Origin of the sequence: Ruegeria sp. YS9 (assembly GCF_024628725.1) — a bacterium.
GTDB classification, from domain to species: Bacteria; Pseudomonadota; Alphaproteobacteria; order Rhodobacterales; family Rhodobacteraceae; genus Ruegeria; species Ruegeria atlantica_C.
The window spans coordinates 1,361,873-1,383,954 of the sequence record NZ_CP102409.1 but is presented as its reverse complement, the minus strand read 5'-3'; the positions used below and the strand labels follow the sequence as shown (position 1 = coordinate 1,383,954).

Below are 22,082 nucleotides of genomic sequence, written 5' to 3'. Positions count from 1 at the left end.
GTGACGAATTACTCTGCCGCGGCTTGCAATTCAGGCCCACCGCTGCGGATGACCGCCAGCAGCTCCTCTCGCCGTTTGGCAGCCTTGGCCTCATTTTCCCGCAGAACCGGCCCAAATCCGCGGATATCCAGCGGCAAGCGGGCCAGGGCGGCAATCGCATCACGGGTGCCCTGCGACACAAGGGGCAGAACCTCGCGCATATCCTTTTCATACTGTCGGATCAGGGCGCGCTCCATCTTGCGTTCGGATGAATACCCGAAAATGTCCAGTGGTGTGCCGCGCAATGCCTTGAGTTTGGTCAACAGTTTCAACGCAGTCATGATGGATTCGCTGAAGGCACGCTTTTTCGGCCTGCCATTGCTGCCCGATCCGCCGAATATCGGCGGGGCAAGGTGAAAGGTTATCTTGAAGTCACCATCAAACTCGGCCGCCGCCTTTTCCCGACTGGTCAGAAGAAGGCGCGCAACTTCGTATTCGTCCTTGTACGACAACAGCTTGTGGTAGCCTTTTGCCACCGCTTCGCGCACATCCGCGTCCTCTACACTGTCCACCAGCTTGCGGTACCGCCTGGCCAGCCGTGCACCTTGATAGTCCGTCAGGTGCTGCGCGCGAAACGCGATGATCTGGTCCAGCGTCTTGGGCATCTCGGCCACGGTTGGCGAAAGGATGGATTGTACTTCGTCTGGATGCAGAACCGCCCAACGGCCGACATCAAACGCGCGCTTGTTGCGTTCGACTGCTGTGCCGTTCAACTCGATGGCCTCGAATATCGCCTGATGGCTGACCGGCAACAGTCCGCGCTGCCAGGTCGCGCCGAAGATCATCATGTTGGAATAGATTGAATCCCCCATCACCGCGCGCGCCAGTTCTGTCGCATCAAACAGCGAAACATCTTCTTTCAGCCGCGCTTGCAGGGCCAGTTCCAGCTGATCCACCGGAATGCGGAACTCGGTATCACGCGTGAAGTCGCCCGTCACCGTTTCATGGCTGTTCACGACGGCCCCCGTACGTCCGGTGCGCGTCAGGCCCAGCGTCTTGGCGCCGGCCGAGACCACCAGATCACCGCCGATCAGCGCATGGGCCTCGCCTGTGGCGACGCGTATCGCGCTGATGTCCTCGGGGCGGTTGGCCAATCTACAGTGGATGTGGACTGCGCCGCCTTTCTGCGCCAGGCCCGCCATCTCCATCATGCCCGCGCCTTTTCCGTCGATCTGCGCCGCCTGCGCAAGGATCGCGCCAATGGTGACGACCCCCGTACCGCCAACGCCGGTAATCACGACGTTGTGCGTACCGGTGATCTTCGGCAGATCCGGCATCGGCAGATCCGGCAGATCAATTTCGGTCGTCGCCTCTTTGCGAATTTTCGCGCCCTCAAGCGTTACAAACGAAGGACAGAAACCGTTCAGACACGAGAAATCCTTGTTGCAGCTCGATTGATCAATGGCCCGCTTGCGGCCCAGCTCAGTCTGTTTGGGAACGATCGACACGCAGTTTGACTGTACACCGCAATCGCCACAGCCTTCACATACATCGGTGTTGATGAACACCCGCTTGTCGGGATCGGGGAATGTACCGCGCTTGCGTCGGCGGCGCTTTTCGGCGGCGCAGGTTTGAACATAAACGATGACCGATACGCCCTCGATCTCGCGAAACTTCTCCTGCACCTGCATGAGGTCGGCACGCTCGTATGTCTGGACGCTGTCGGGCAGAGCCTTGAAGTTGACGTCTTCCTTTTCGTCATAAACCAGGGCCACTTCTCGGACACCCATTGCCTTGACCTCGGCAACGATCCGTTCGGCCGTCAGGCCGCCTTCATTCTCTTGCCCGCCGGTCATGGCGACCGCGTCGTTGAACAGGATCTTGAAAGTGATGTTGGTACCTGCGGACAACGCGGCCCGGATCGCCTGAACGCCCGAATGGTTGTACGTGCCATCGCCAAGGTTCTGGAACACGTGCTTGGTCGTCGAAAACGGAGCCTCGCCGATCCAGTTGGCGCCTTCCCCACCCATTTGCGTAAATCCGGTCGTCTCGCGATCCATCCATTGTACCATGTAGTGACAGCCGATGCCGGCATAGGCGCGGCTGCCTTCCGGTACCTTGGTCGAGCTGTTGTGCGGACAGCCGGAACAGAAATACGGAAGACGCGTCGCAATTTCCTGCGCGTTGTCAGCCCGGCGCGCTTCTGACAAAGATGCCAGCCCGGCCCGGATACCATCGGTCTCTCGACCCTCTTCAATCAGGATTTCGCCCAGCTTTTCAGCGATCATGATCGGGTCAAGCGCACCGCGCGTCGGGAACAGTTCTTCCCGGTGCAACGCCCCGGCCCCGCCTTTGTACCAGCCATAGACCCGGCGTCCGCGCCGGTCGTCAAAGATGGCCTCTTTGACCTGAACCTCGATCAGCTTGCGCTTTTCCTCGACGATCACGATCAGATCCAGCCCCTCGGCCCAGTCGTGGAATCCGGCCATATCCAACGGGAAGGTCTGCCCCACCTTGTAGGTGGTAATGCCCAGACGCTCGGCCTCGGCTTCATCGATATTCAGAAGCGAAAGCGCATGTGTCAGGTCCAGCCAGTTCTTGCCAGCCGCGACAAAGCCGATCTTGGCGCCGGGTTTGCCCCACATCCGTTTGTCCAGCTTGTTGGCGTGCGAAAACGTCTCGGCCGCGAACCTTTTGTAATCGATGACACGCGTTTCCTGCATGTGCGGCGTGTCCCCCAACCGGATGTTCAATCCGCCATCCGGCATATCGAATTCAGGGATGACCACCTGCATCCGGTCCGGACTGCCATCCACGACCGAGGTGACTTCGATCGTGTCCTTCATCGTCTTCAGGCCGACCCAGACACCCGCGAATCGGCTGAGTGCAAATCCATAAATGCCATAGTCGAGGATTTCCTGAACGCCGGCAGGGCTGACGATCGGCATATACATGTCGACCAGCGACCATTCGGATTGATGCAGCACCGTCGAGCTTTCGCCGGTATGGTCATCCCCCATCGCCATGAGCACACCGCCATGTTTGGCTGTACCCGCCATGTTTGCGTGGCGCATGACGTCACCGGATCGGTCGACGCCCGGACCCTTGCCATACCAAAGCCCGAATACCCCATCGAATTTGCCGTCGCCGCGCAGCCCCGCCTGCTGGCTGCCCCAAAGCGCGGTGGCTGCCAGGTCTTCGTTCAAACCGAACTGAAACGTGACATCGCTTTCGGCCAGCGGCTTCTGGGCCCGCATCATTTGCTGATCTACGGCCCCCAAAGGAGACCCGCGGTATCCAGTGACCAATCCAGCGGTGTTGAGACCCGCTTGCCGGTCTCTGGCCTTTTGCATCAGCATCAAGCGCACAAGCGCCTGTGTTCCGTTCAGAAGAACCGGGCTTTTCTCAAGATCGAACCGGTCGTTCAGCGTAATCTGTGGCTGGCTCATCAGACGTCTCCCCTCGTCAGATCAGTGTGCTTTACTTGGGTTCATTTTAGGTCATAATTTCTGACCTGTATAGAATTTATCCACTGATATGTAACGATTTCGTCCTTTGAATGTAGAACTTGTTACCTATTTCATATAGGGCTTCTGAAAGATAACGAAAGTTGCGGCGATGGATTGGGACAAGCTTAGAATATTTCACGCGGTGGCGGATGCCGGCAGCCTCACGCACGCCGGAGACAAGCTTAATCTGTCTCAATCCGCCGTAAGCCGACAGATCCGCGCATTGGAAGAGTCTCTGGATGCCACACTGTTCCACCGCCATGCACGGGGGCTGATTCTCACCGAACAGGGCGAGTTGTTGTTCGACGCCACATCCGCCATGTCGAAACGGCTGGATGCAGCAGCGGCGCGCATTCGGGACAGCGAGGAAGAAGTCTTTGGTGTTTTGCGGGTCACGACGACCTTCGGCTTTGGCACACTCTGGCTGGCACCGCGTTTGCCCAAACTGTACGAGCAATACCCTGATCTGAACATCGACCTGATGCTTGAAGAACGCGTTCTGGATCTTCCGATGCGCGAAGCGGACGTCGCCATCCGCATGAAAGAGCCCAGCCAGGCCGACCTGGTGCGCAAGCGCCTGATGACAGTTCAGATGGTACTATATGCAACCCAGGACTATATCGAAAGCCACGGCGGCATGTTGCAGTCCCTGGAAGAGATCAAGAACCACCGTCTGATCTGCCAGACCCCTGCGGCACCGCAGGTTGGGGCCGGCGCAGCCATGGTGCGCCACCTGATGACCTACAATCCGGCATCCTTGTTGACGGTAAACAACTATTTTGGCGTGCTTCAGGGCGTTTTGCACAATCTGGGCATCGGTGTTCTGCCCGATTACGTAACACAGGATTTTCCGCACCTCGTGCCCATTCTGTCAGACATCGAAGCCGCAGATGTTCCGGTCTATCTGGCCTACCCGGAAGAATTGCGACACTCAAAGCGCGTTGGCGCGTTTCGTGACTTTGTTCAGGACGAAATCATCGCGCAGCGCAAGCAATTGAAACAGATGGGAAAATTGTAGCTATGCGCAAACAGCATATCAGACATGAATAGATCACAGGGTTAATTGTCTTGAACGTTAACAAACTGACCCCTAAATGAGCACTCGAAGGCGGTGATGCTGAAACGCTCATCATCTTCATACCTCCCTGTTGGACTACGGCCGAGCTTATAGCTCGGCCTTTTTTTTGGCCGGACCCTGCATTAAGTCAGCGAAAGCTCTGGGAAAAATACACGCATAGGAATATGATCCCCAAAAAACGATACAAATTCGTGTTTGAGGGAAAATACATGTTCCACCTACCCCGCCTCGTTCTGGCGATCATCTCCGCAATATTCTTGGCGGTGCCGCTATACGCACAAGACACCGGTTCAACTTCTACTGTGACCATTCCGGAAGACCTGACACCCGAACAGGTCGACGATCTGGTCGCGCGCATGTCCGATGACCAGGTTCGCGCCATTCTATTGGAACGCCTTGATGCCGTGGCGGAAAAACAAGCTGCCGAGAAAGCGAACGTAGAAGACCCGTTGACTGAGATAAGCGATATCTGGGCAGCCATGGTCACGTCCTGGACGCATGTTCTGACCACCGCTCCCAACATCATCACGGCACAGATAACCGCGTTCAGCAATTTTAGCGATACGTTCGGAACGACTGGTGTCTTTACTCTGTTTGGGCTTGTCCTCTCAGTGCTTGTCGTCGGGTTCATAGCGGAAAAGCTGTTCATCTTCCTGACCCGTCGCTGGCATGAAGCAACTGAAGCGGCGGGCGAGGCCGACCTTTGGGGCGCCGTCAGTTACCTGTTTCGCCGGTTCTGCCGCGAAATCGCCGGTCTGATCGTATTCTATGTCGTGATCCGCGCGGTTGGCCGCGGTCTTCTGACGACGGAACAGATCACCTATGCTGCACCGTTTGTATTCTATCTTATCTGGGTGCCGCGTTTGGGCGCGGCTGCGTCACGGTTTGTTCTGGCGCCGGAGAAGCCGCAATTCCGGTTGGTCAATATCGACGACCACTGGGCCAAGTACCTGCATCGCAACCTGATCGGATTGTTGATCCTTATCGGATTCACGCTGTTCGTCGTTCGGTTCAACGCGCTCAATGGCATCACGGGTGACGATACCCGCATTGGCTTCTGGCTGAACGCGGCAATTCACGTCTATATCGCCGTAATCGCCTGGACCGCGCGTGAAGGTCTGTCGCAAATGATGCTGGGGACGGACCCGGATCACACGAAATTCGATGAAGAAGTTGCGCACTATTACCCCTATTTTGCCATCGGCGTTTCGGTGGCAATCTGGCTTCTGGTCGAATTCCTGGTCGCACAGCGTGATCCAGCGACGTTGAGATTGCTGACCGGCGGCGCGCATTTCACGACGATGTTCTGGTTGTTGATTGCCCCTGCGCTGGATACGCTGATCCGTGGTCTCGTGCGGCATTTGCAACCGCCCATGTCGGGCGAAGGCCCTCTTGCCGAACGCGCCTACCGTTCCGCGAAACGCAGCTATATCCGGATTGGTCGCGTTATCGCGGGCTTGGTCGTGGTCTTCATGATTGCACGCGCGTGGCACCTTGACCTGCGCAATGTCGCGTCGGCCGGTGTCAGTGCCGAAGTTGGCGGTGCCGTGATCGAATTCCTGCTGATCATCGCCGTTGGCTATATCCTGAACGAGGTCGTCTCGCTGTGGATCAACCGCCGTTTGGCCAGGGAACAGACTGCGGCCGAGGCGCTGGACGAAGAAGCCGGCGGTGAAGGCGGCGGCGCCGGCGGTTCTCGTCTGGCGACGGTCCTGCCCCTGATGCGTATCACGGCCCAGATCACGATTGCCGTGATTTTTGGCCTGTTGGCGCTGGGCGCATTGGGCATCAATATCACACCGCTTTTGGCCGGTGCCGGTGTTCTGGGTCTGGCGATCGGTTTTGGTGCGCAAAAACTGGTTGCTGACATCGTGGGCGGCGTTTTCTTCCTGATAGACGATGCCTTCCGCGTCGGAGAATATGTCGACGTCGGCGGCACGATGGGAACGGTCGAGAAGATCTCGGTTCGCTCGATGCAACTGCGTCACCACCGAGGTGCCGTGCATACGATCCCGTATGGTGAGATTCAGAAGCTGACAAACTTCAGCCGCGACTGGGTCATCATGAAGCTGAAATTCACCGTGCCGTTCGATACCGACCCCAACAAGGTCAAGAAGATCTTCAAGAAGATCGGTGCCGAAATGATGGAGGACGAAACCCACAAGGATGGCTTCCTGCAACCGTTCAAATCGCAGGGCGTGTTCGACTTCGACGATGTCGGCATGATCATCCGCGGCAAGTTCATGGCCAAACCCGGCAAGCAGTTCACCCTGCGCAAGGAGATCTTCAACCGGGTCAAGGCGGCCTTCAAGGAAAACGGCATCGACTTTGCCCGCCGAGAGGTGCGCGTGGCGATACCGGGGCAGGAAGAGGCCGAAAACCTTACCCCGGAACAGAAGGCCGCTGTAGGCGCCGCAGCCGCAGCTCAACTCAACAAAGACCAGGGGTCAGCGTAACCGTCACGGTTTACGCCTTGGATTTTGCGCCAGTACCGTGGTGCATTCCTTCGGAACCGGCAGTGATGCCGGTTCCGTTTTTCTTTGAAAGACGCAACCTGCGCCGTCTTGACCCTTTCCACACGCGCGCGCTTGCCCTACAAGGCGCGCAATCTCGGCCCACTTGGACACAGGACAGAAGATGCAAGAGCCCGCCATCACACCCGATCTGATTGCCGCACATGGGCTAAAGCCCGAGGAATATGACATGATCCTCGAGATCATCGGGCGTGAACCTACTTTCACCGAGCTTGGCATTTTCTCGGCCATGTGGAACGAGCACTGTTCCTACAAATCTTCGAAGAAATGGCTGCGCACCCTGCCCACCTCTGGGCCTCAGGTGATTTGCGGACCCGGTGAAAACGCAGGCGTGGTCGATATTGGCGACGGTCAGGCTGTGGTTTTCAAGATGGAAAGCCACAATCACCCGTCTTACATCGAACCCTATCAGGGTGCGGCAACCGGCGTGGGGGGCATCCTGCGCGACGTCTTCACCATGGGCGCACGCCCCATCGCGTCCATGAACGCATTGTCCTTTGGCGAACCCGGCCACCACAAGACCCGTCAACTGGTCAACGGCGTGGTCGAGGGTATCGGCGGCTATGGCAACTGCTTCGGCGTGCCTTGCGTCGGCGGCGAAGTCCGCTTCCACCCTGCCTACAACGGTAACTGCCTGGTGAATGCATTTGCAGCCGGTCTGGCCGACAGTGACAAGATCTTCTACTCGGCAGCCTCGGGCGTAGGTATGCCCGTCGTCTACCTGGGTGCAAAAACCGGTCGCGACGGCGTGGGCGGCGCAACCATGGCATCTGCCGAATTCGACGACACAATCGAGGAAAAGCGTCCCACCGTTCAGGTCGGCGACCCCTTTACCGAAAAACGCCTGATGGAGGCGACGCTGGAACTGATGCAGACCGGTGCGGTGATCTCGATCCAGGACATGGGCGCGGCGGGCCTGACCTGCTCGGCCGTTGAAATGGGCGACAAGGGTGGCCTTGGCGTGCGCCTTGATCTGGAAAACGTCCCACAGCGCGAAGAAAACATGACAGCCTATGAAATGATGCTGTCCGAATCTCAGGAGCGTATGCTGATGGTCCTCAAGCCCGAGCTTGAGGCCGAGGCCCGCGCCGTGTTCGAAAAATGGGATCTCGATTTCGCGATCGTCGGCGAAACCATTGCCGAAGACCGCTTCCTGATCATGCATAACGGTGAAGTCAAAGCCGATCTGGTTCTGTCCAAATTGTCTTCTACCGCGCCGGAGTATGACCGCCCATGGGAGCCTACGCCAGAGGCAGAAGAACTGGCCGAAGTGCCTCAGATCGACCCGATTGACGGGCTGCGCGCCCTGCTCGCTTCGCCCAACTACGCAGGCAAGCAGTGGGTCTATGAACAGTACGACACCATGGTGATGGCGGATACCGTCCGCACGCCGGGTCTGGGTGCGGGCATGGTCCGCGTCCACGGGACCGACAAGGTGCTTGCCTTCACATCCGACGTGACCCCGCGCTATGTGCGCGCAAACCCTTTTGAGGGCGGCAAACAAGCCGTGGCCGAGGCCTATCGCAACCTCACCGCCGTCGGAGCCAAGCCGCTGGCCACCACGGACAACCTGAACTTCGGCAACCCCGAAAAGCCCGAGATCATGGGCCAGTTTGTCGGCGCCATTCAGGGCATCGGCGCCGCAGTCGGCGCGTTGGATATGCCGATCGTGTCGGGCAACGTCTCTCTGTACAATGAGACCGACGGACAGGCCATTCTGCCGACCCCCACCATTGGTGCAGTCGGCCTGTTGCAGCACTCGGACGAAGTCATCGGCAATGAGGTGCGCGAAGGTCATGTCGCGCTGGTGATCGGTGAAACCAAGGGTCATCTGGGTCAATCCGCCCTGTTGGCCGAGGTGTTCAACCGCGAAGACGGCGACGCCCCGCATGTCGATCTGGATGCCGAAAAGCGCAACGGTGATTTCATCCGCGCCAACCGCGAGATGATCAAGGCCTGCACCGACCTCAGCGATGGTGGTATCGCTCTGGCTGCCTTCGAACTGGCAGAAGCCGCAGGCGTTGGCGTATGTCTGGACGACGCCCCGACTGAATTCCTGTTCGGTGAAGATCAGGCCCGCTATCTTGTTGCCTGCAACTTCGATCAGGCCGAGGCATTGATGATTGCGGCCGGTCAAGCCGGTGTTCCGCTGAATGCGGTTGGTCGTTTCACCGGCGAGACGGTCAGGATCGGCAGCTCGGAAGCCTCGCTTGATGAACTTGCCGCGATTTACCGCAACAGCTTTGCCGAGGCCGTGGCCTGACAACGCGACACGAAAACCAATCGAAACCCGCGCTGTGAACCGGTGCGGGTTTCGTTGTTATTGCATGTGCCGGTGCCCTTGCACGCCCGGTTCATGCGCTCTACATCTTGGGAAAGACCTTCTGGAGTTACCTACATGCCGATGAGCGCCCACGAAATCGAACACCTGCTGCGCGAAGCCTTTCCTCATGCCGAGATTCAGGTCGGTGGCCAGGACGGTGTTCATATGTCTGCCATGGTGGTGGATGAGAGCTTTCGCGGAAAGAACCGGGTACAACAGCAGCGTGCCGTTTATGCCGCGCTGAAAGGCAAGATGGATGGCCCGGATGGTGAGTTGCACGCGCTGGCGCTGACCACCAAAGTGCCGGAGTAAAATGGAACATGCGATTGTAATCTCAATTGCGGTCACTGTCTTTGTCGTGCTTGTCGCGCTATTGGCTTGGAGCCGATCCAAAAACGAACCGCAACCAAAGCGCGGATCGCTTCCTGGGATAGGTTATCGCACAATCCACGCAAACTATGATTCAGGCGGGTCTGGCGAAGGGCATTCCACGCAGTATCGTGTCCCCAAAGACCCTCAAGACTACGCCAAAGCTATGATGCCGAAGAGCAAAGGAAACGCAAAATGACCGATGTAAAAACCCAGATCGACGAAACCGTCAAAGCCAATGACGTGGTGCTGTACATGAAAGGCACCAAGGAAATGCCTCAATGTGGCTTCTCGTCCCGCGTGGCCGGTGTTCTGAACTATATGGGCGTCGAATACACCGACGTGAACGTGCTGGCCGACGAAGATGTGCGTCAGGGCATCAAGGATTATTCCGACTGGCCGACCGTGCCGCAGCTGTATGTCAAGGGCGAATTCGTAGGCGGTTGCGACATTATCACCGAAATGACCCTTTCGGGTGAACTGGACACGTTGTTTGACGAAAACGGTGTCGGCTACAACAAGGAAGCAGCCGACAAAATCCGCGAAGCAAACGCGTAATCCGGCCTACCGGCTGGAACAGTCCTGATAAATCACCTGCTCATTGGCGGCGCCTGCCGCCAAATAGCTGATTGATGCGTTCCAGCCTTTTGAGCGCAGGATATAGGTTCCTTCGGCTCCGAGAGACTCATAGCGGATGCCCGACCCGCTTTCGACCTGGCGCATCGCAACCAGAGTGTTGTCCACCATCGTCGCCGCCGCGCCTGAACCGTCGGGCGCGTTGAAATAGGTCACCGGCAACGGAACTCCGTTCTCACAGGTAAAGGTGACAGACAGAATGTCGATTTCGGCGAGCGCCGCCGTTGTCGGGAAAACAAGCAGAGCACCGCAGAAGAGATTGCGCAGGTGCGTCATTGTGCTGTTTTCTCCTCAACCACCGAAGCCAGCGCTTCTGCACGTGCCGCCAGTTCTGCCAGCGTATCCGTGACGGATGGCGGGACGACCGCGACTTCAATGCGCTCGGGCTCCGGCGCAGGCGCGTTTCTCAGCGATTGAAGCTCGGCCTCGGCCTCGGCCAGCTTGGCCTCTAACGCCTTGACCTTATCTTCCGTTGCCGCCGTTTTGTCGGCCAGCAGCAACCCCGCCATCAGCAACATGCGCGCTTCCGGCATCCGCCCGATCTGATCGGACAGTACCTGCGCTTCGTCATCCAGCATTTTGGCAGCCGCGTGCAGAAAGGGCTCTTCCCCGTCCCGGCAGGACACGTCAAAACCGCGCCCGCCGATATGAATTGTTACCTCGGGCATTACTCTACCTCACCTTCTACAAGTTTCGCCTGCGACAACAGAGGTTCCAACCGTGCCAGCACGGCCTGTGCTTCGGCGGCGTCCGAAGCCTGCGCGGCACGTGTCGCCTCCAACTCGGCGACGGTGGCGCGGTTCAGCAATTCAGCATCCGTCAGCCCTTCTGCGGCCGCAGAACGCAATTCTTCGACCGAATTCCGCAACTGTTCGTTCGCCTTGCGCATACGTTGCAGATCGTCATCCAGCCGGGACATCGCAGCGCCATGGCTAGCCCTCTCGGCCCGCAGCATCTCGAGCTCTGCGCTCAGTTCATTGACCCGTTCCGTATCTTCAAGTTCGGCCTTGAGGCGGCTGTTTTCCGCCTCAACTTCTTTTGCCTGAGCAAGCAATTCACGCATTTGCTCAAGCTCGGCCTTCAACGCCGAAGGATCTTCGATGCCGTCAAGTTCGGCACGCAGCCTTTCGTTCTCGGCCTTCAACGCTTCCAGTTCAGCACTGTTGTCCAACGCCGCCTTGGCCTCGGCCAGCTCGGCGCGGGCTGCTTCAACAGACGTGATTTTTGCTCTGGCTTCTTCCAACTCTGCGCGCAACGCATCTGTTTCGTCAGAGTCGGCTGGGGCTGTCCTCAACTCTTCCAGATCGGCACGCAGCCCGTCCACTTGCTGTTCGTGCTGCTCCTTCAGGGTTTTCAGGCGTTCCTGAAGCTGCGCATTGGCGACTCTTTCGTCTTCAAGTTCGGCTTGAAGCCTCTCACTTGCCTCAGCATTCCGGGACGCACCGCCCAACCCCTCGACGCCCGCACTGATACGGTCTATCGCCGCAACAATGCGGTGCTGTAGTTCCTCTAACTGGCTCATGCCCCTGTCACCTCTTTATCAAGGTTCATTCTGTCGCGAAGTGATCCGAATCAAAACCGAATCCCGCCTGCTGACAGTCTAACGGAATGCGACAGAAAATACCCACTGTTTGGTTTCAACCACTTGGGCCGCACTCTTCACCCGCCCGGTGCAATCAAGGCCCAGTTCCGCTTGCACTTTGGGTGCTGAATGGTATTGAGCGCGCAATCTGCTTTTTATCCAAAGGAACAACGCCCGTGGACCTGACTGCGCTGCGCAAAGCCAACCCCGAACACTGGGACAAAGCTGCGGCAATCCGCACCCTGACCCTTGACGCCGTCGCCGCCGCAAATTCCGGCCATTCCGGAATGCCCATGGGCATGGCCGATGTTGCGACCGTTCTGTTCGAAAAGCACCTGAAATTTGATGCCTCGGCCCCGAACTGGCCGGACCGCGACCGGTTCATCCTGTCGGCTGGCCATGGTTCGATGCTGGTCTATTCGCTGCTCTACCTCACCGGTCACGCCGATGTGACGCTGGACGAGATCAAGAATTTCCGCCAGTTGGGCGCAAAGACCGCGGGTCACCCCGAAAACTTTCTGATCGACGGTGTTGAAACCACCACCGGGCCTCTTGGTCAGGGCATTTCCAACGCGGTGGGCTTTGCCATGGCCGAGGAAATCCAGCGCGCGCATTACGGCAAGAAAGTCGTGGATCACTATACATACGTGATCGCGGGCGACGGCTGTCTGATGGAAGGCGTCAGTCAGGAAGCGATCACATTGGCCGGCCGCCACGAGCTGAGCAAACTGATCGTCTTCTGGGACAACAACAACATCACCATCGATGGCACTGTCGATATTGCGGATCGCACCGATCAGGTCCGCCGTTTCGCGGCCTCGGGCTGGCATGTGATCGAAATCGACGGCCATGACCCCAAAGCCATCGATGCGGCCATTGTTCAGGCGAAAAAGTCCAGGAAACCAACTATGATCGCCTGTGAAACCCACATCGCTCTGGGTCATGCGGCGCAGGACACTTCGAAAGGTCATGGCGCACTGACAGATCAGGATCAGCTGAAAGCCGCGAAAGAGGCCTATGGCTGGCCCCACGGCGCTTTCGAAGTTCCTGGCAACGTCAAAACCGCTTGGGAAGCCATTGGCGCACGTGGCGCAGTCGAGCGTGCCGCTTGGGAAGAACGTTTCGCACAATTGTCCGAGCGCAAGCAGGCCGAGTTCAACCGCGCCTATGCGTTTGAGGCCCCCAAGCGATTGGCTGGTGCCATTCGTGCGTTCAAAAAGCAGATGTCCGAAGAACAGCCGAAACTGGCCACCCGCGCCTCTTCTGAGAAGGTTCTGAACGTCGTGAACCCGATCATGACCGAAACCGTTGGGGGTTCGGCTGACCTGACCGGATCGAACAACACCAAGTCGGCTGATATGGGTGTCTTCCTGCCGGAAAACCGCAAGGGCCGCTATATTCACTACGGTATCCGCGAGCACGGCATGGCCGCAGCGATGAACGGTATGGCCCTGCACGGTGGCATCCGCCCCTATGGCGGTACGTTCATGGCCTTCACCGATTATGCCCGCCCATCGATGCGTCTTGCGGCTCTTATGAAGATCCCGTCGGTTTTCGTGATGACCCACGATTCGATCGGTCTGGGCGAAGACGGCCCGACACACCAGCCGGTGGAACACCTAGCCATCTCGCGCGCGACGCCGAACACCTATGTGTTCCGCCCCGCCGATACAATCGAAACCGCAGAAGCCTGGGAACTGGCACTGACCTTTAAAGACAGCCCCTCGGTGCTGTCGCTGACCCGCCAGGGCGTGCCAACCGTGCGCAAGGATCACAAGACCAAGAACCTGACCGCACAAGGCGCCTATGTTCTGGCCGAGGCCGAGGGCAAGCGTCAGGCGATCCTGATTGCAACAGGTTCAGAGGTTTCGCTGGCAATGGTAGCCAAGGCGATGCTCGAGGCCGAAGGCATCGGCACCCGCGTCGTCTCCATGCCCTGCATGGAGCTGTTCGCACAGCAGGACGAAGCCTATCGCAAGCGCGTACTGCCCGCCGGTCCGGTTCGCGTCGGTATCGAGGCCGCCGTGCGCGCCTGTGGCTGGGATCGCTGGCTGTTGGGCGAGCGTGGCCGCGAAGCCAAGGCAGGCTTCATCGGCATGTCCAGCTTTGGCGCCTCGGCCCCTGCCGGTGACCTGTACAAGCATTTCGGCATCACGGCCGAAGCAACCGTTGCCAAAGTCAAGGAATTGTTGGGGCAGTAAATCAGTCCCATCTGATCGAGCAAAGGGCGGCCCTGGCCGCCCTTTTCATTTTGGTTTCAATACGTATCGGACTTGCTGAACAGGGGAATGATGACCTTGGTCGCCACCGGGATCAAAACCAATCCCCAGGCCAGACCGAGAACCCCATCCATCGTCGCCTTGGACAACCATTTCACCGCAGCCGTCCAGCCCTCAGGTGCGGAATACGCAATCACCTTGGCCAAGTCGTAGATCTGATGCTGCAACCAGCCAAATCCAAGCACCTCCATCCCGTGGATCACAATCGAGCCGCCGACCCACAGCATCGCCGCGGTTCCCACAATCGACAGGGTTTTCATCACCCCGGGCATCGCTTTGACCAAGCCGCGGCCCATACCACGACCAACGGGAGTTGGAGCGTTATTCGCCAGAAACAGCCCCACGTCATCCATCTTCACGATCAACGCCACCGACCCATAGACGGCCACCGTCACGCCGATCCCGACAACGGCCAGCGTTGCGGCCTGCATCCACAGGTTCGGGGCTTCGATCGCCGCCAATGCAATGGTCATGATCTCGGCAGACAGAATGAAATCAGTTTTGATGGCGCCCTTGACCTTTTGTTCCTCCAGATGGCCCGGATCGCGGTTCTTCATGTCTTCCTCAATGACATGGCTGCCATGAGGAAACAGAACGTGAAAAATCTTCTCAGCCCCTTCGAAACACAAATATGACCCGCCAAGCATCAACAAAGGCGTGATCAGCCACGGAGCAAAATTGGCCAGCAACAAGGCCACAGGCAGCAAGAGTATGATCTTGTTGAAGACCGAACCGCGCGCGATGCGCCAGATGATCGGCAATTCCCGCGCCGGTGCAAAGCCCTGCACGTATTTCGGTGTCACCGCCGCGTCATCAATGATCACACCAGCGGTTTTGGCCCCCGCCTTGCCTGCTGCTGCAACCACATCATCCACTGATGCCGCCGCAACCTTGGCAATGCCCGCCACATCGTCCAACAGGGCCAAAAGACCACTCATCGCGTTTCCCTTCACATCTGCTGCTGCAAACCGGACCCTACCTGATCCAACGGCTAGCGCAAGCGTTAGCGCAACCGGCGCAGGTTTGCGCTAACACCTTAAAAATATGCCGTTTTTGCCCTTTTGAGATTCCCTTTTCGCCGCTATATGGCCCTGAAAGCAAGCGCATCTGGAGACGTCATATGACCATCAAGGTCGGTATCAATGGTTTTGGCCGTATTGGCCGCTGCACCCTGTCGCACATCGCCGCGTCCGGGCGCAACGACATCGAAGTGATCAAAGTCAACGCAACTGGCCCGTTGGAAACCTCGGCGCATCTGCTGAAATATGACAGTGTTCACGGGCGGTTTCCGCGCGACGTCACCATTGACGGCAACACCATGGATCTGGGTCGCGGCCCGATGCAGATGTTCTCGACCTACGACATGTCCGAGTTGGACTGGGAAGGCTGTGACGTCGTTCTCGAATGCACCGGCAAGTTCAACGATGGCCTGAAGGCCAAAACGCATCTGGAACGTGGCGCTGGCAAGGTTCTGCTGTCTGCTCCGGGCAAGAACGTGGACAAGACCATTGTCTTCGGCGTCAATCACAACACGCTGGCCGCCAATGACAACATGGTCTCGAACGGTTCGTGCACGACCAACTGCCTCGCCCCGCTGGCCAAGGTACTGGACGAAGGCGTCGGCATCGAACACGGCATCATGACCACCATCCACGCCTATACAGGCGACCAGCCTACGCTGGACCGTCGCCACAGCGACCTCTACCGGGCCCGCGCTGCGGCAATGTCGATGATCCCGACCTCGACCGGCGCGGCCAAGGCGCTGGGTGAAGTTCTGCCAAACCTGAAAGGCCGTCTGGACGGTTCCGCCATTCGCGTTCCGACCCCGAATGTTTCGGCGGTAGACCTGACGTTCCGTGCCTCGCGCGACACCTCAACGGCGGAAATCAACGCGATCGTCGAAGAGGCCGCCAAAGGCCCGATGCAGCGCGTTCTGGGATATGAGCCCGCTCCGCTGGTGTCGACCGACTTCAACCACACCGAGGAAAGCTCGATCTTTGCACCGGATCAGACCCGCGTTGTCGATGACCGCATGGTCCGCGTTCTGGCCTGGTATGACAATGAATGGGGCTTCTCGGTCCGTATGGCCGACGTTGCTGTTGCGATGGGCCGCCTTAACTGACCCTTCGGACTTCGCTTGTACCTTGATGCCCGCTCAGGTTATCTGAGCGGGCATTTTACGTTCGGGACAGCCATGACCAACCAAATCGCTATCTGGCTCGGCCTTCTTCTGCTCGGCGGTATCATGCTGGATGTGGCGCTGTATGGCACCGAAGATCTGCTTTTCCTCGGAAAGAAGCTTTACGACTTTCTGGACTGGCTCGCTTTCTGGCGGTGACTGAGGTTTTCCTTGACATTTCGCCTGATCTGGCTTTGTTAGCGCTAACTCATCTTGCTGAGACATTTGGACGGAGCAGACCATGACCTTGAAACTGGCGATCAACGGATTTGGACGGATCGGGCGCGGGGTTCTGCGCGCGGTGATGGAAAGCGGACGTACGGACGTTGAGATCGTCGCGATCAACGATCTTGGCAAACCCGACATGAACGCGCACCTGTTTGAATTTGACAGCGTTCACGGCCGCTACCCCAACCCGGTCACGCTCAGCGATGCAGGTCTGGACGTGGGTCGTGGTCCAATTCGGCTGAGCAGCGAGCGCAATCCCGAGGATCTGCCCTGGTCGGATATTGACGTCGTTCTGGAATGCACGGGTGTGTTTCGTACGCGCGAGGCGGCGGAACGTCACTTCAAAAACGGCTCCCGGAAAGTTCTGATCTCTGCCCCTGCAAAGGGCGACGGCGGTGTGAAAACCATCGTCTTTGGTGTCAACGATAGCGAACTGACCGCCGAGGATCTGGTGGTCTCAAACGCGTCCTGCACCACCAACTGTCTGTCTCCTGTTGCTGCGGCTCTGGATGCCGGCCTTGGTATCAAGCACGGCAACATGACCACTGTTCACGCTTACACTGCCAGCCAGCCGGTGCATGATACAGTTGGAAAAGATCCCTACCTGTCCCGAGCAGCGGCGCTGTCGATGATCCCCACGACAACCGGTGCGGCCGCTGCCGTGGGCCTGGTGCTGCCGCAACTCAAAGGGAAACTGACCGGTCAGGCCATCCGCGTTCCAACCCCGAATGTCTCGGTCGTTGATCTTGTGGCCGAGGTTTCACGCCCCACGACCGAAGAAGAGGTCAACCAGCTGTTCGTCGATGCAGCAGCCAGAATCCCCGGCGTGCTTGCGGCGGAAAGCCGCCCTCTGGTCTCCATTGATTTCAATCACGATCCGCACAGCTCGACCGTTTCACTGGCTGAAACCAAAGTCACTGATGGCACATTGGTTCGTGTGCTGGCGTGGTATGACAACGAATGGGGCTTTTCGAACCGGATGCTGGATACGGCGGCCGCAATGGGTGCCCTAGCCTAAACGCTGTTTCAGCGCATCATTGACACGGGGCGTGACGAATTTCGACACGTCCCCGTTCAACCGGGCGATTTCCTTCACCAGTTTGGACGCGATCGCCTGATGGCGCGCTTCGGCCATCAAAAAGACGGTCTCGATCGAATCGTCCAGAGCCCGGTTCATACCGACCATCTGAAACTCGTATTCGAAATCGGCGACCGCCCGCAGGCCCCGTACGATGATTTGCGCGCCTACATCCCGCGCGCAGTCAATCAGAAGGTTTTCGAAGGGATGCGCGATGATTTCGGTTCCGGTCTGTTCCGAAAGCCGGGCGCATTCCGCCTCGATCATGGCCACGCGCTCTTCCAGCGAGAACAGAGGGCCTTTGTCCCGGTTGATGGCCACACCGATAACCAGTTTGTCCACCAAAGCTGCCGCCCGACGGATGATATCGATATGCCCCATCGTGATGGGATCAAAGGTTCCAGGATACAATCCAACCCGCATCGCGCCCTCCTGCGCAACAAAATTTCTGCGCAAGCAAACATAACTTTGCTGCGGGTGCAAGTGATTGCTTGGGCGACCCGTGGCGTCAGTGCCCCATTATCATGCCCTCGAGGGCATCTTTTTCCATCGCAAGTTCGGCAAGCTGGGCCTTCACCACATCACCCAAAGTGACAATGCCTACGAGTTTTCCATCTTCAACCACCGGCATGTGGCGAAAGCGCCCCTCTGTCATGCGGGACATGATGTCTTCCACGGTGGTCTGGCGCGTCGCCGTGACAAGGTTCTGCGTCATGTACGACTTTACCGGTTGGTTCAGACAACCACTGCCGCTGGCCGCCAGTTCCCGGACGATGTCACGTTCCGACAATATGCCGGCCGCGGTTTCGCCACCGTCGTCGGAAACAACGACCGTACCGATGCGCTTGTCCGCAAGAATCTTCGAGGCCTCTGAGATTGTCGCCGTTGACGCCACGGTCACGACACCATCTGTCGCTTTGGACTTCAGGATGGCCTGAACTAGCATGAAGAATACCTCCGGAATAATAACACTTATTCCAAAGCGTTGCGCGATTGCCGCGACCTGTCAAGCGTCGGGGCCTGCTTCCAAACGAAGCACTTCATCGCGAATGCCGCGTGTCAGGGCATCAGCAAAGCGGTTCAACCGCTCGTTGCGCTGGTCTCCCTGATGCCGGACCAGATAGAAGCTGCGCGTCAAACTCACTTGATCCGTCAGGATTTTCCGAAGCCCCGGGTGGAACGGCAAGGTGAAATCATGCGCCACGCAAACGCCAGTTCCCAGACAGACCTGCCGCAGTTGAACCGATACCGAATTCGATGCAAGAGCGACACGGTCAACGCCAATATCATTCAGGTAATCCAGTTCCCGGTCAAAGATCATGTCGGGGATATAGCCGATCAACCTGTGGCCCTTCAGGTCAGCGATGCTCCGGATCGGATCATGTCGCTTCAGATACTCTTCGGTCGCGACCATGTGCAGCTTGTAGTCGCTGATTTTCTTCACCAGCAGCTGACCGGCGGTCGGCGCACTGACCGTAACCGCCATATCCGCCTCGCGTCGGGACAGGTTGATCACGCGCGGAAGCGCAAGGATCTGGATGTCCAGATCAGGGTTTGCGTCGCTGATTTTGGCACACACCTGCGGCAGCAGATAGTTGGCACTGCCGTCCGGCGCGCCAATCCTGATTTGCCCGCTTAGCGTTTTTGTTGGCCCTGTTACCGCCCCGGCCGCCGCGCGCATCGCCTCTTCTGCGTGCAGCCCATGTTCCAACAGCCGCTGTCCCGCCGGGGTCAGAACATAGCCTTGCTGCGACTTGGTAAACAATGTGGAATCAAGCGTTGCCTCCAAGCGTGCTATGCGCCGACCGGCGGTGGCAGGGTCGATCTTCAGGATGCGACCAGCGGAAGACAGGCTTTCCTCGCGCGCGACAGCCAGGAAAATCCGCATATCATCCCAATTTGGGGTCATTTTGATCCCTTTTGCATTTTTGCAAAACTCTTTTGAGACATTGCCTCTGTTCGCCGGATTTCTGCAAGCCTATTCTGCGCGCAAATCTATCGGAGGAGCTATTGATGCAAGACCTGACCCATTTCCTGAACGGCGAAATGGTCGCCGGAACGTCCGGTCGTTTCGACGACGTCTACAACCCGGCAACGGGCGAAGTTCAATACAAGTGCCCGATGGCAAGTGCGGCGGAAACCACCGCCGCGATCGAGGCCGCCGCCGCCGCCCAGCCCGCATGGGGCGCAACCAACCCGCAAAAGCGCGCGCGCGTCATGATGGCCATGGTCGGCCTGATGAACCGCGACATGGACAAACTGGCCGAAGCGCTGAGCCGCGAGCACGGCAAAACCATTCCAGACGCCAAGGGTGATTTGCAGCGTGGTCTGGAAGTGATCGAATACTGCATTGGTGCGCCACAGATGCTGAAGGGTGAGTTTACCGACAGCGCGGGTCCCGGAATTGACATGTATTCCATGCGTCAGCCTTTGGGTGTTGTCGGCTCGATCATGCCGTTCAACTTTCCGGCCATGATGCCGCTCTGGCACGTTGGCCCTGCTCTGGCTTGCGGTAACGCCGTTGTTCTGAAACCGTCCGAACGCGACCCGTCCGTGCCCCTGATGCTGGCTGAACTGTTCGTCGAAGCCGGCCTGCCCAAAGGCGTTTTCCAGGTCGTAAACGGCGACAAGGAAGCGGTTGATACCATTCTCGACAGCGAGATCATTCAGGGCGTCAGTTTTGTCGGCTCAACCCCGATCGCGCAGTATATCTACAGCCGCGCAACGGCGAACGGAAAACGCGCCCAGTGCTTCGGCGGCGCCAAGAACCACATGATCGTCATGCCCGACGCTGATCTGGATCAGGCCGCTGACGCGCTGGTTGGTGCCGGTTTCGGTGCGGCAGGCGAACGCTGCATGGCCGTTTCGGTGGCTGTTCCCGTGGGCGAAGAAACCGCGGACGCACTGATCGAAAAACTGGTGCCGCGCATCGAAAAGTTGAAAGTTGGTCCCTACACTGCCGGCGATGATGTCGACATGGGCCCGGTTGTGACCGCTGCCGCGAAACAGCGCATTCTGGGCCTGATCAACTCAGGCGTCGAACAGGGTGCGAAACTGGTTGTCGACAACCGCGACTTCAGCCTGCAAGGCTATGAGGACGGCTTCTTTGTCGGCCCGCACCTGTTCGACAACGTGACCCCCGAGATGGACATCTACAAACAGGAAATCTTTGGCCCGGTTCTGTCCACCGTGCGCGCGGGTTCGTACGAAGAGGCCCTTAAACTGGCGATGGATCACGAATACGGCAACGGCACCGCGATCTTTACCCGTGACGGCGACACCGCACGTGACTTTGCCAGCCGGGTCAATATCGGCATGGTGGGCATCAACGTTCCGATCCCGGTTCCGCTGGCCTATCACACCTTTGGCGGCTGGAAGAAATCCATGTTCGGAGACCTGAATCAGCACGGCCCGGACAGCTTCAAGTTCTACACCCGCACCAAAACCGTGACCGCACGCTGGCCGTCGGGCATCAAGGAAGGTGGCGAGTTCAACTTCAAGGCCATGGACTGATCCCACAGCTTCCTGACGCTTGAAGCCCGGCCCGTTCAACGGCCGGGCTTTTTGCATCTTTCCGCCGAAAAACCTGCTGTCGTCCGCCCGGTCACAGGAAATTCAAGTGGTTCACTCTGGAAAAAACCAACCAATGCCCATATTTTGGCGCCAACAGATTACCGAGCAGTGAACTTATCGGAGGCAAACTTGTCCCAATCCCGTATGACCCGTCGCTCTGCCTTGCTGGGCGTGGCCTCTTTGGTGGCAACACCTGCCCTTGTTCGGGCGCAAAGCACGGATGCTTTCCCGGAAACGGAAGACGCGATCAGTACGCAATTGCCGGTCCGGCGCAACATATCGTCCTTCTCGCAGCAGAACTGGCAGGACCATTTCGATGAATTGGGCGTCGGGTGCCTGTTGGCCGATATCACCAGCCGCGCCGTCCATTACTGGGGGCCTGACGGCACCTACAAACTGTACCCAAGCTCCGTACCCATGAGCGAAGAGCTTACCAAACGCGGGTACACGAAAGTCGTGCGCAAAACCGAATTCCCAAGCTGGACCCCCACGGCATCGATGCGCGAACGGGACCCATCGCTGCCGCTTCGGATGGAAGGTGGCGACCCAGGCAACCCGCTGGGAACCCGCGCCATGTATCTGGGTTGGCCTGCATATCTGGTTCACGGAACGCACGACACGCGAAAGATCGGTCGCCAAAGCTCGTCAGGTTGCATCGGCCTGTACAACCAGCATGTCGAAGAACTGTATCCGCTGGTCAAGGTCGGAACACAGGTTCGTCTGGTCTGATCCCCC

19 protein-coding genes are annotated in these 22,082 nt (G+C 58.2%); 11 read left to right on the top strand and 8 right to left on the bottom strand.

The window, feature by feature from the left end:
• Nucleotides 1-8 precede the first annotated feature (8 nt).
• Nucleotides 9-3,428 carry an indolepyruvate ferredoxin oxidoreductase family protein gene (locus tag NOR97_RS07000; RefSeq protein ID WP_257600667.1) on the bottom strand — a complete coding sequence of 1,140 codons (3,420 nt, stop codon included), beginning with the start codon at nt 3,426-3,428 and terminating at the stop codon, nt 9-11.
• A 169-nt stretch (nt 3,429-3,597) separates the two neighbouring features.
• Here NOR97_RS07000 and NOR97_RS06995 point away from each other — a divergent pair, with 169 nt between their 5' ends.
• The 5 genes from NOR97_RS06995 to grxD all read left to right on the top strand — a co-directional run bounded on the left by NOR97_RS06995 (nt 3,598) and on the right by grxD (nt 10,350).
• Nucleotides 3,598-4,506, top strand: coding sequence for a LysR family transcriptional regulator (locus NOR97_RS06995; protein ID WP_170344440.1), 909 nt, complete (start codon nt 3,598-3,600; stop codon nt 4,504-4,506).
• 269 nt (nt 4,507-4,775) lie between these two features.
• Nucleotides 4,776-7,022 (top strand): mechanosensitive ion channel family protein, encoded by a 2,247-nt coding sequence (locus tag NOR97_RS06990; RefSeq protein WP_257600666.1) that lies wholly within the window; start codon nt 4,776-4,778, stop codon nt 7,020-7,022.
• A 181-nt stretch (nt 7,023-7,203) separates the two neighbouring features.
• Nucleotides 7,204-9,363 (top strand): phosphoribosylformylglycinamidine synthase subunit PurL, encoded by a 2,160-nt coding sequence (purL, locus tag NOR97_RS06985; protein ID WP_257600665.1) that lies wholly within the window; start codon nt 7,204-7,206, stop codon nt 9,361-9,363.
• 135 nt (nt 9,364-9,498) lie between these two features.
• The gene (locus NOR97_RS06980) at nt 9,499-9,735 is read left to right on the top strand and encodes a BolA/IbaG family iron-sulfur metabolism protein (RefSeq protein ID WP_257600664.1); all 237 of its coding nucleotides are present in this window, start codon (nt 9,499-9,501) and stop codon (nt 9,733-9,735) included.
• 252 nt (nt 9,736-9,987) lie between these two features.
• Nucleotides 9,988-10,350, top strand: coding sequence for a Grx4 family monothiol glutaredoxin (grxD, locus tag NOR97_RS06975; protein ID WP_171116094.1), 363 nt, complete (start codon nt 9,988-9,990; stop codon nt 10,348-10,350).
• A 6-nt stretch (nt 10,351-10,356) separates the two neighbouring features.
• On the opposite strand, the gene NOR97_RS06970 is transcribed toward grxD, so the two are convergent.
• The 3 genes from NOR97_RS06970 to NOR97_RS06960 are packed head-to-tail and all read right to left on the bottom strand — an operon-like array spanning nt 10,357 to nt 11,950.
• Nucleotides 10,357-10,704 carry an MliC family protein gene (locus NOR97_RS06970; protein WP_257600663.1) on the bottom strand — a complete coding sequence of 116 codons (348 nt, stop codon included), beginning with the start codon at nt 10,702-10,704 and terminating at the stop codon, nt 10,357-10,359.
• Nucleotides 10,701-11,096 (bottom strand): cell division protein ZapA, encoded by a 396-nt coding sequence (locus tag NOR97_RS06965; RefSeq protein ID WP_117869062.1) that lies wholly within the window; start codon nt 11,094-11,096, stop codon nt 10,701-10,703. The genes NOR97_RS06970 and NOR97_RS06965 overlap by 4 nt, the downstream gene beginning before the upstream one ends.
• Complete coding sequence (locus tag NOR97_RS06960) at nt 11,096-11,950, bottom strand: hypothetical protein (protein WP_257600662.1); 855 nt, start codon at nt 11,948-11,950, stop codon at nt 11,096-11,098. The genes NOR97_RS06965 and NOR97_RS06960 overlap by 1 nt, the downstream gene beginning before the upstream one ends.
• Before the next feature lie 236 nt (nt 11,951-12,186).
• Here NOR97_RS06960 and tkt point away from each other — a divergent pair, with 236 nt between their 5' ends.
• A complete protein-coding gene (gene tkt, locus NOR97_RS06955) occupies nt 12,187-14,211 on the top strand; it encodes a transketolase (RefSeq protein ID WP_257600661.1) in 2,025 nt (674 codons plus the stop codon).
• A gap of 56 nt (nt 14,212-14,267) precedes the next feature.
• On the opposite strand, the gene NOR97_RS06950 is transcribed toward tkt, so the two are convergent.
• On the bottom strand, nt 14,268-15,227 hold the full coding sequence (locus tag NOR97_RS06950) for a DUF808 domain-containing protein (protein WP_257600660.1): 960 nt from the start codon (nt 15,225-15,227) through the stop codon (nt 14,268-14,270).
• Between the two features lie 182 nt (nt 15,228-15,409).
• Between NOR97_RS06950 and gap (NOR97_RS06945) the strand changes: the two genes are divergently transcribed.
• From gap (NOR97_RS06945) to gap (NOR97_RS06935), 3 genes are all read left to right on the top strand, one after another.
• Nucleotides 15,410-16,411, top strand: a complete 1,002-nt coding sequence (gene gap / locus NOR97_RS06945) for a type I glyceraldehyde-3-phosphate dehydrogenase (protein ID WP_257600659.1) — start codon at nt 15,410-15,412, stop codon at nt 16,409-16,411.
• Between the two features lie 72 nt (nt 16,412-16,483).
• Nucleotides 16,484-16,627: a hypothetical protein gene (locus NOR97_RS06940; RefSeq protein ID WP_170344457.1), complete on the top strand. Its 144-nt coding sequence runs from the start codon at nt 16,484-16,486 to the stop codon at nt 16,625-16,627.
• Between the two features lie 82 nt (nt 16,628-16,709).
• A complete protein-coding gene (gap, locus tag NOR97_RS06935; protein ID WP_257600658.1) occupies nt 16,710-17,714 on the top strand; it encodes a type I glyceraldehyde-3-phosphate dehydrogenase in 1,005 nt (334 codons plus the stop codon).
• Here gap (NOR97_RS06935) and coaD read toward each other — a convergent pair.
• The 3 genes from coaD to NOR97_RS06920 all read right to left on the bottom strand — a co-directional run bounded on the left by coaD (nt 17,706) and on the right by NOR97_RS06920 (nt 19,683).
• On the bottom strand, nt 17,706-18,197 hold the full coding sequence (coaD, locus tag NOR97_RS06930; RefSeq protein WP_257600657.1) for a pantetheine-phosphate adenylyltransferase: 492 nt from the start codon (nt 18,195-18,197) through the stop codon (nt 17,706-17,708). The genes gap (NOR97_RS06935) and coaD overlap by 9 nt on opposite strands.
• Before the next feature lie 85 nt (nt 18,198-18,282).
• Nucleotides 18,283-18,720, bottom strand: a complete 438-nt coding sequence (locus NOR97_RS06925) for a CBS domain-containing protein (protein WP_170344460.1) — start codon at nt 18,718-18,720, stop codon at nt 18,283-18,285.
• A 60-nt stretch (nt 18,721-18,780) separates the two neighbouring features.
• On the bottom strand, nt 18,781-19,683 hold the full coding sequence (locus tag NOR97_RS06920) for a LysR family transcriptional regulator (RefSeq protein WP_170344461.1): 903 nt from the start codon (nt 19,681-19,683) through the stop codon (nt 18,781-18,783).
• 104 nt (nt 19,684-19,787) lie between these two features.
• Between NOR97_RS06920 and NOR97_RS06915 the strand changes: the two genes are divergently transcribed.
• Both NOR97_RS06915 and NOR97_RS06910 read left to right on the top strand, forming a co-directional pair.
• Nucleotides 19,788-21,287 (top strand): CoA-acylating methylmalonate-semialdehyde dehydrogenase, encoded by a 1,500-nt coding sequence (locus NOR97_RS06915; RefSeq protein ID WP_170344463.1) that lies wholly within the window; start codon nt 19,788-19,790, stop codon nt 21,285-21,287.
• Between the two features lie 204 nt (nt 21,288-21,491).
• The gene (locus NOR97_RS06910; RefSeq protein ID WP_171116564.1) at nt 21,492-22,076 is read left to right on the top strand and encodes a L,D-transpeptidase; all 585 of its coding nucleotides are present in this window, start codon (nt 21,492-21,494) and stop codon (nt 22,074-22,076) included.
• Nucleotides 22,077-22,082 lie beyond the last annotated feature (6 nt).

What these genes read in the sequence shown, in the direction of transcription:
- NOR97_RS07000 (WP_257600667.1), bottom strand. Translation starts at nt 3,428, where the DNA reads ATGAGCCAGCCACAGATTACGCTGAACGACCGGTTCGATCTTGAGAAA.
- NOR97_RS06995 (WP_170344440.1), top strand. Translation starts at nt 3,598, where the DNA reads ATGGATTGGGACAAGCTTAGAATATTTCACGCGGTGGCGGATGCCGGC.
- NOR97_RS06990 (WP_257600666.1), top strand. Translation starts at nt 4,776, where the DNA reads ATGTTCCACCTACCCCGCCTCGTTCTGGCGATCATCTCCGCAATATTC.
- purL (WP_257600665.1), top strand. Translation starts at nt 7,204, where the DNA reads ATGCAAGAGCCCGCCATCACACCCGATCTGATTGCCGCACATGGGCTA.
- NOR97_RS06980 (WP_257600664.1), top strand. Translation starts at nt 9,499, where the DNA reads ATGCCGATGAGCGCCCACGAAATCGAACACCTGCTGCGCGAAGCCTTT.
- grxD (WP_171116094.1), top strand. Translation starts at nt 9,988, where the DNA reads ATGACCGATGTAAAAACCCAGATCGACGAAACCGTCAAAGCCAATGAC.
- NOR97_RS06970 (WP_257600663.1), bottom strand. Translation starts at nt 10,704, where the DNA reads ATGACGCACCTGCGCAATCTCTTCTGCGGTGCTCTGCTTGTTTTCCCG.
- NOR97_RS06965 (WP_117869062.1), bottom strand. Translation starts at nt 11,096, where the DNA reads ATGCCCGAGGTAACAATTCATATCGGCGGGCGCGGTTTTGACGTGTCC.
- NOR97_RS06960 (WP_257600662.1), bottom strand. Translation starts at nt 11,950, where the DNA reads ATGAGCCAGTTAGAGGAACTACAGCACCGCATTGTTGCGGCGATAGAC.
- NOR97_RS06950 (WP_257600660.1), bottom strand. Translation starts at nt 15,227, where the DNA reads ATGAGTGGTCTTTTGGCCCTGTTGGACGATGTGGCGGGCATTGCCAAG.
- gap (WP_257600659.1), top strand. Translation starts at nt 15,410, where the DNA reads ATGACCATCAAGGTCGGTATCAATGGTTTTGGCCGTATTGGCCGCTGC.
- NOR97_RS06940 (WP_170344457.1), top strand. Translation starts at nt 16,484, where the DNA reads ATGACCAACCAAATCGCTATCTGGCTCGGCCTTCTTCTGCTCGGCGGT.
- gap (WP_257600658.1), top strand. Translation starts at nt 16,710, where the DNA reads ATGACCTTGAAACTGGCGATCAACGGATTTGGACGGATCGGGCGCGGG.
- coaD (WP_257600657.1), bottom strand. Translation starts at nt 18,197, where the DNA reads ATGCGGGTTGGATTGTATCCTGGAACCTTTGATCCCATCACGATGGGG.
- NOR97_RS06925 (WP_170344460.1), bottom strand. Translation starts at nt 18,720, where the DNA reads ATGCTAGTTCAGGCCATCCTGAAGTCCAAAGCGACAGATGGTGTCGTG.
- NOR97_RS06920 (WP_170344461.1), bottom strand. Translation starts at nt 19,683, where the DNA reads ATGACCCCAAATTGGGATGATATGCGGATTTTCCTGGCTGTCGCGCGC.
- NOR97_RS06915 (WP_170344463.1), top strand. Translation starts at nt 19,788, where the DNA reads ATGCAAGACCTGACCCATTTCCTGAACGGCGAAATGGTCGCCGGAACG.
- NOR97_RS06910 (WP_171116564.1), top strand. Translation starts at nt 21,492, where the DNA reads ATGACCCGTCGCTCTGCCTTGCTGGGCGTGGCCTCTTTGGTGGCAACA.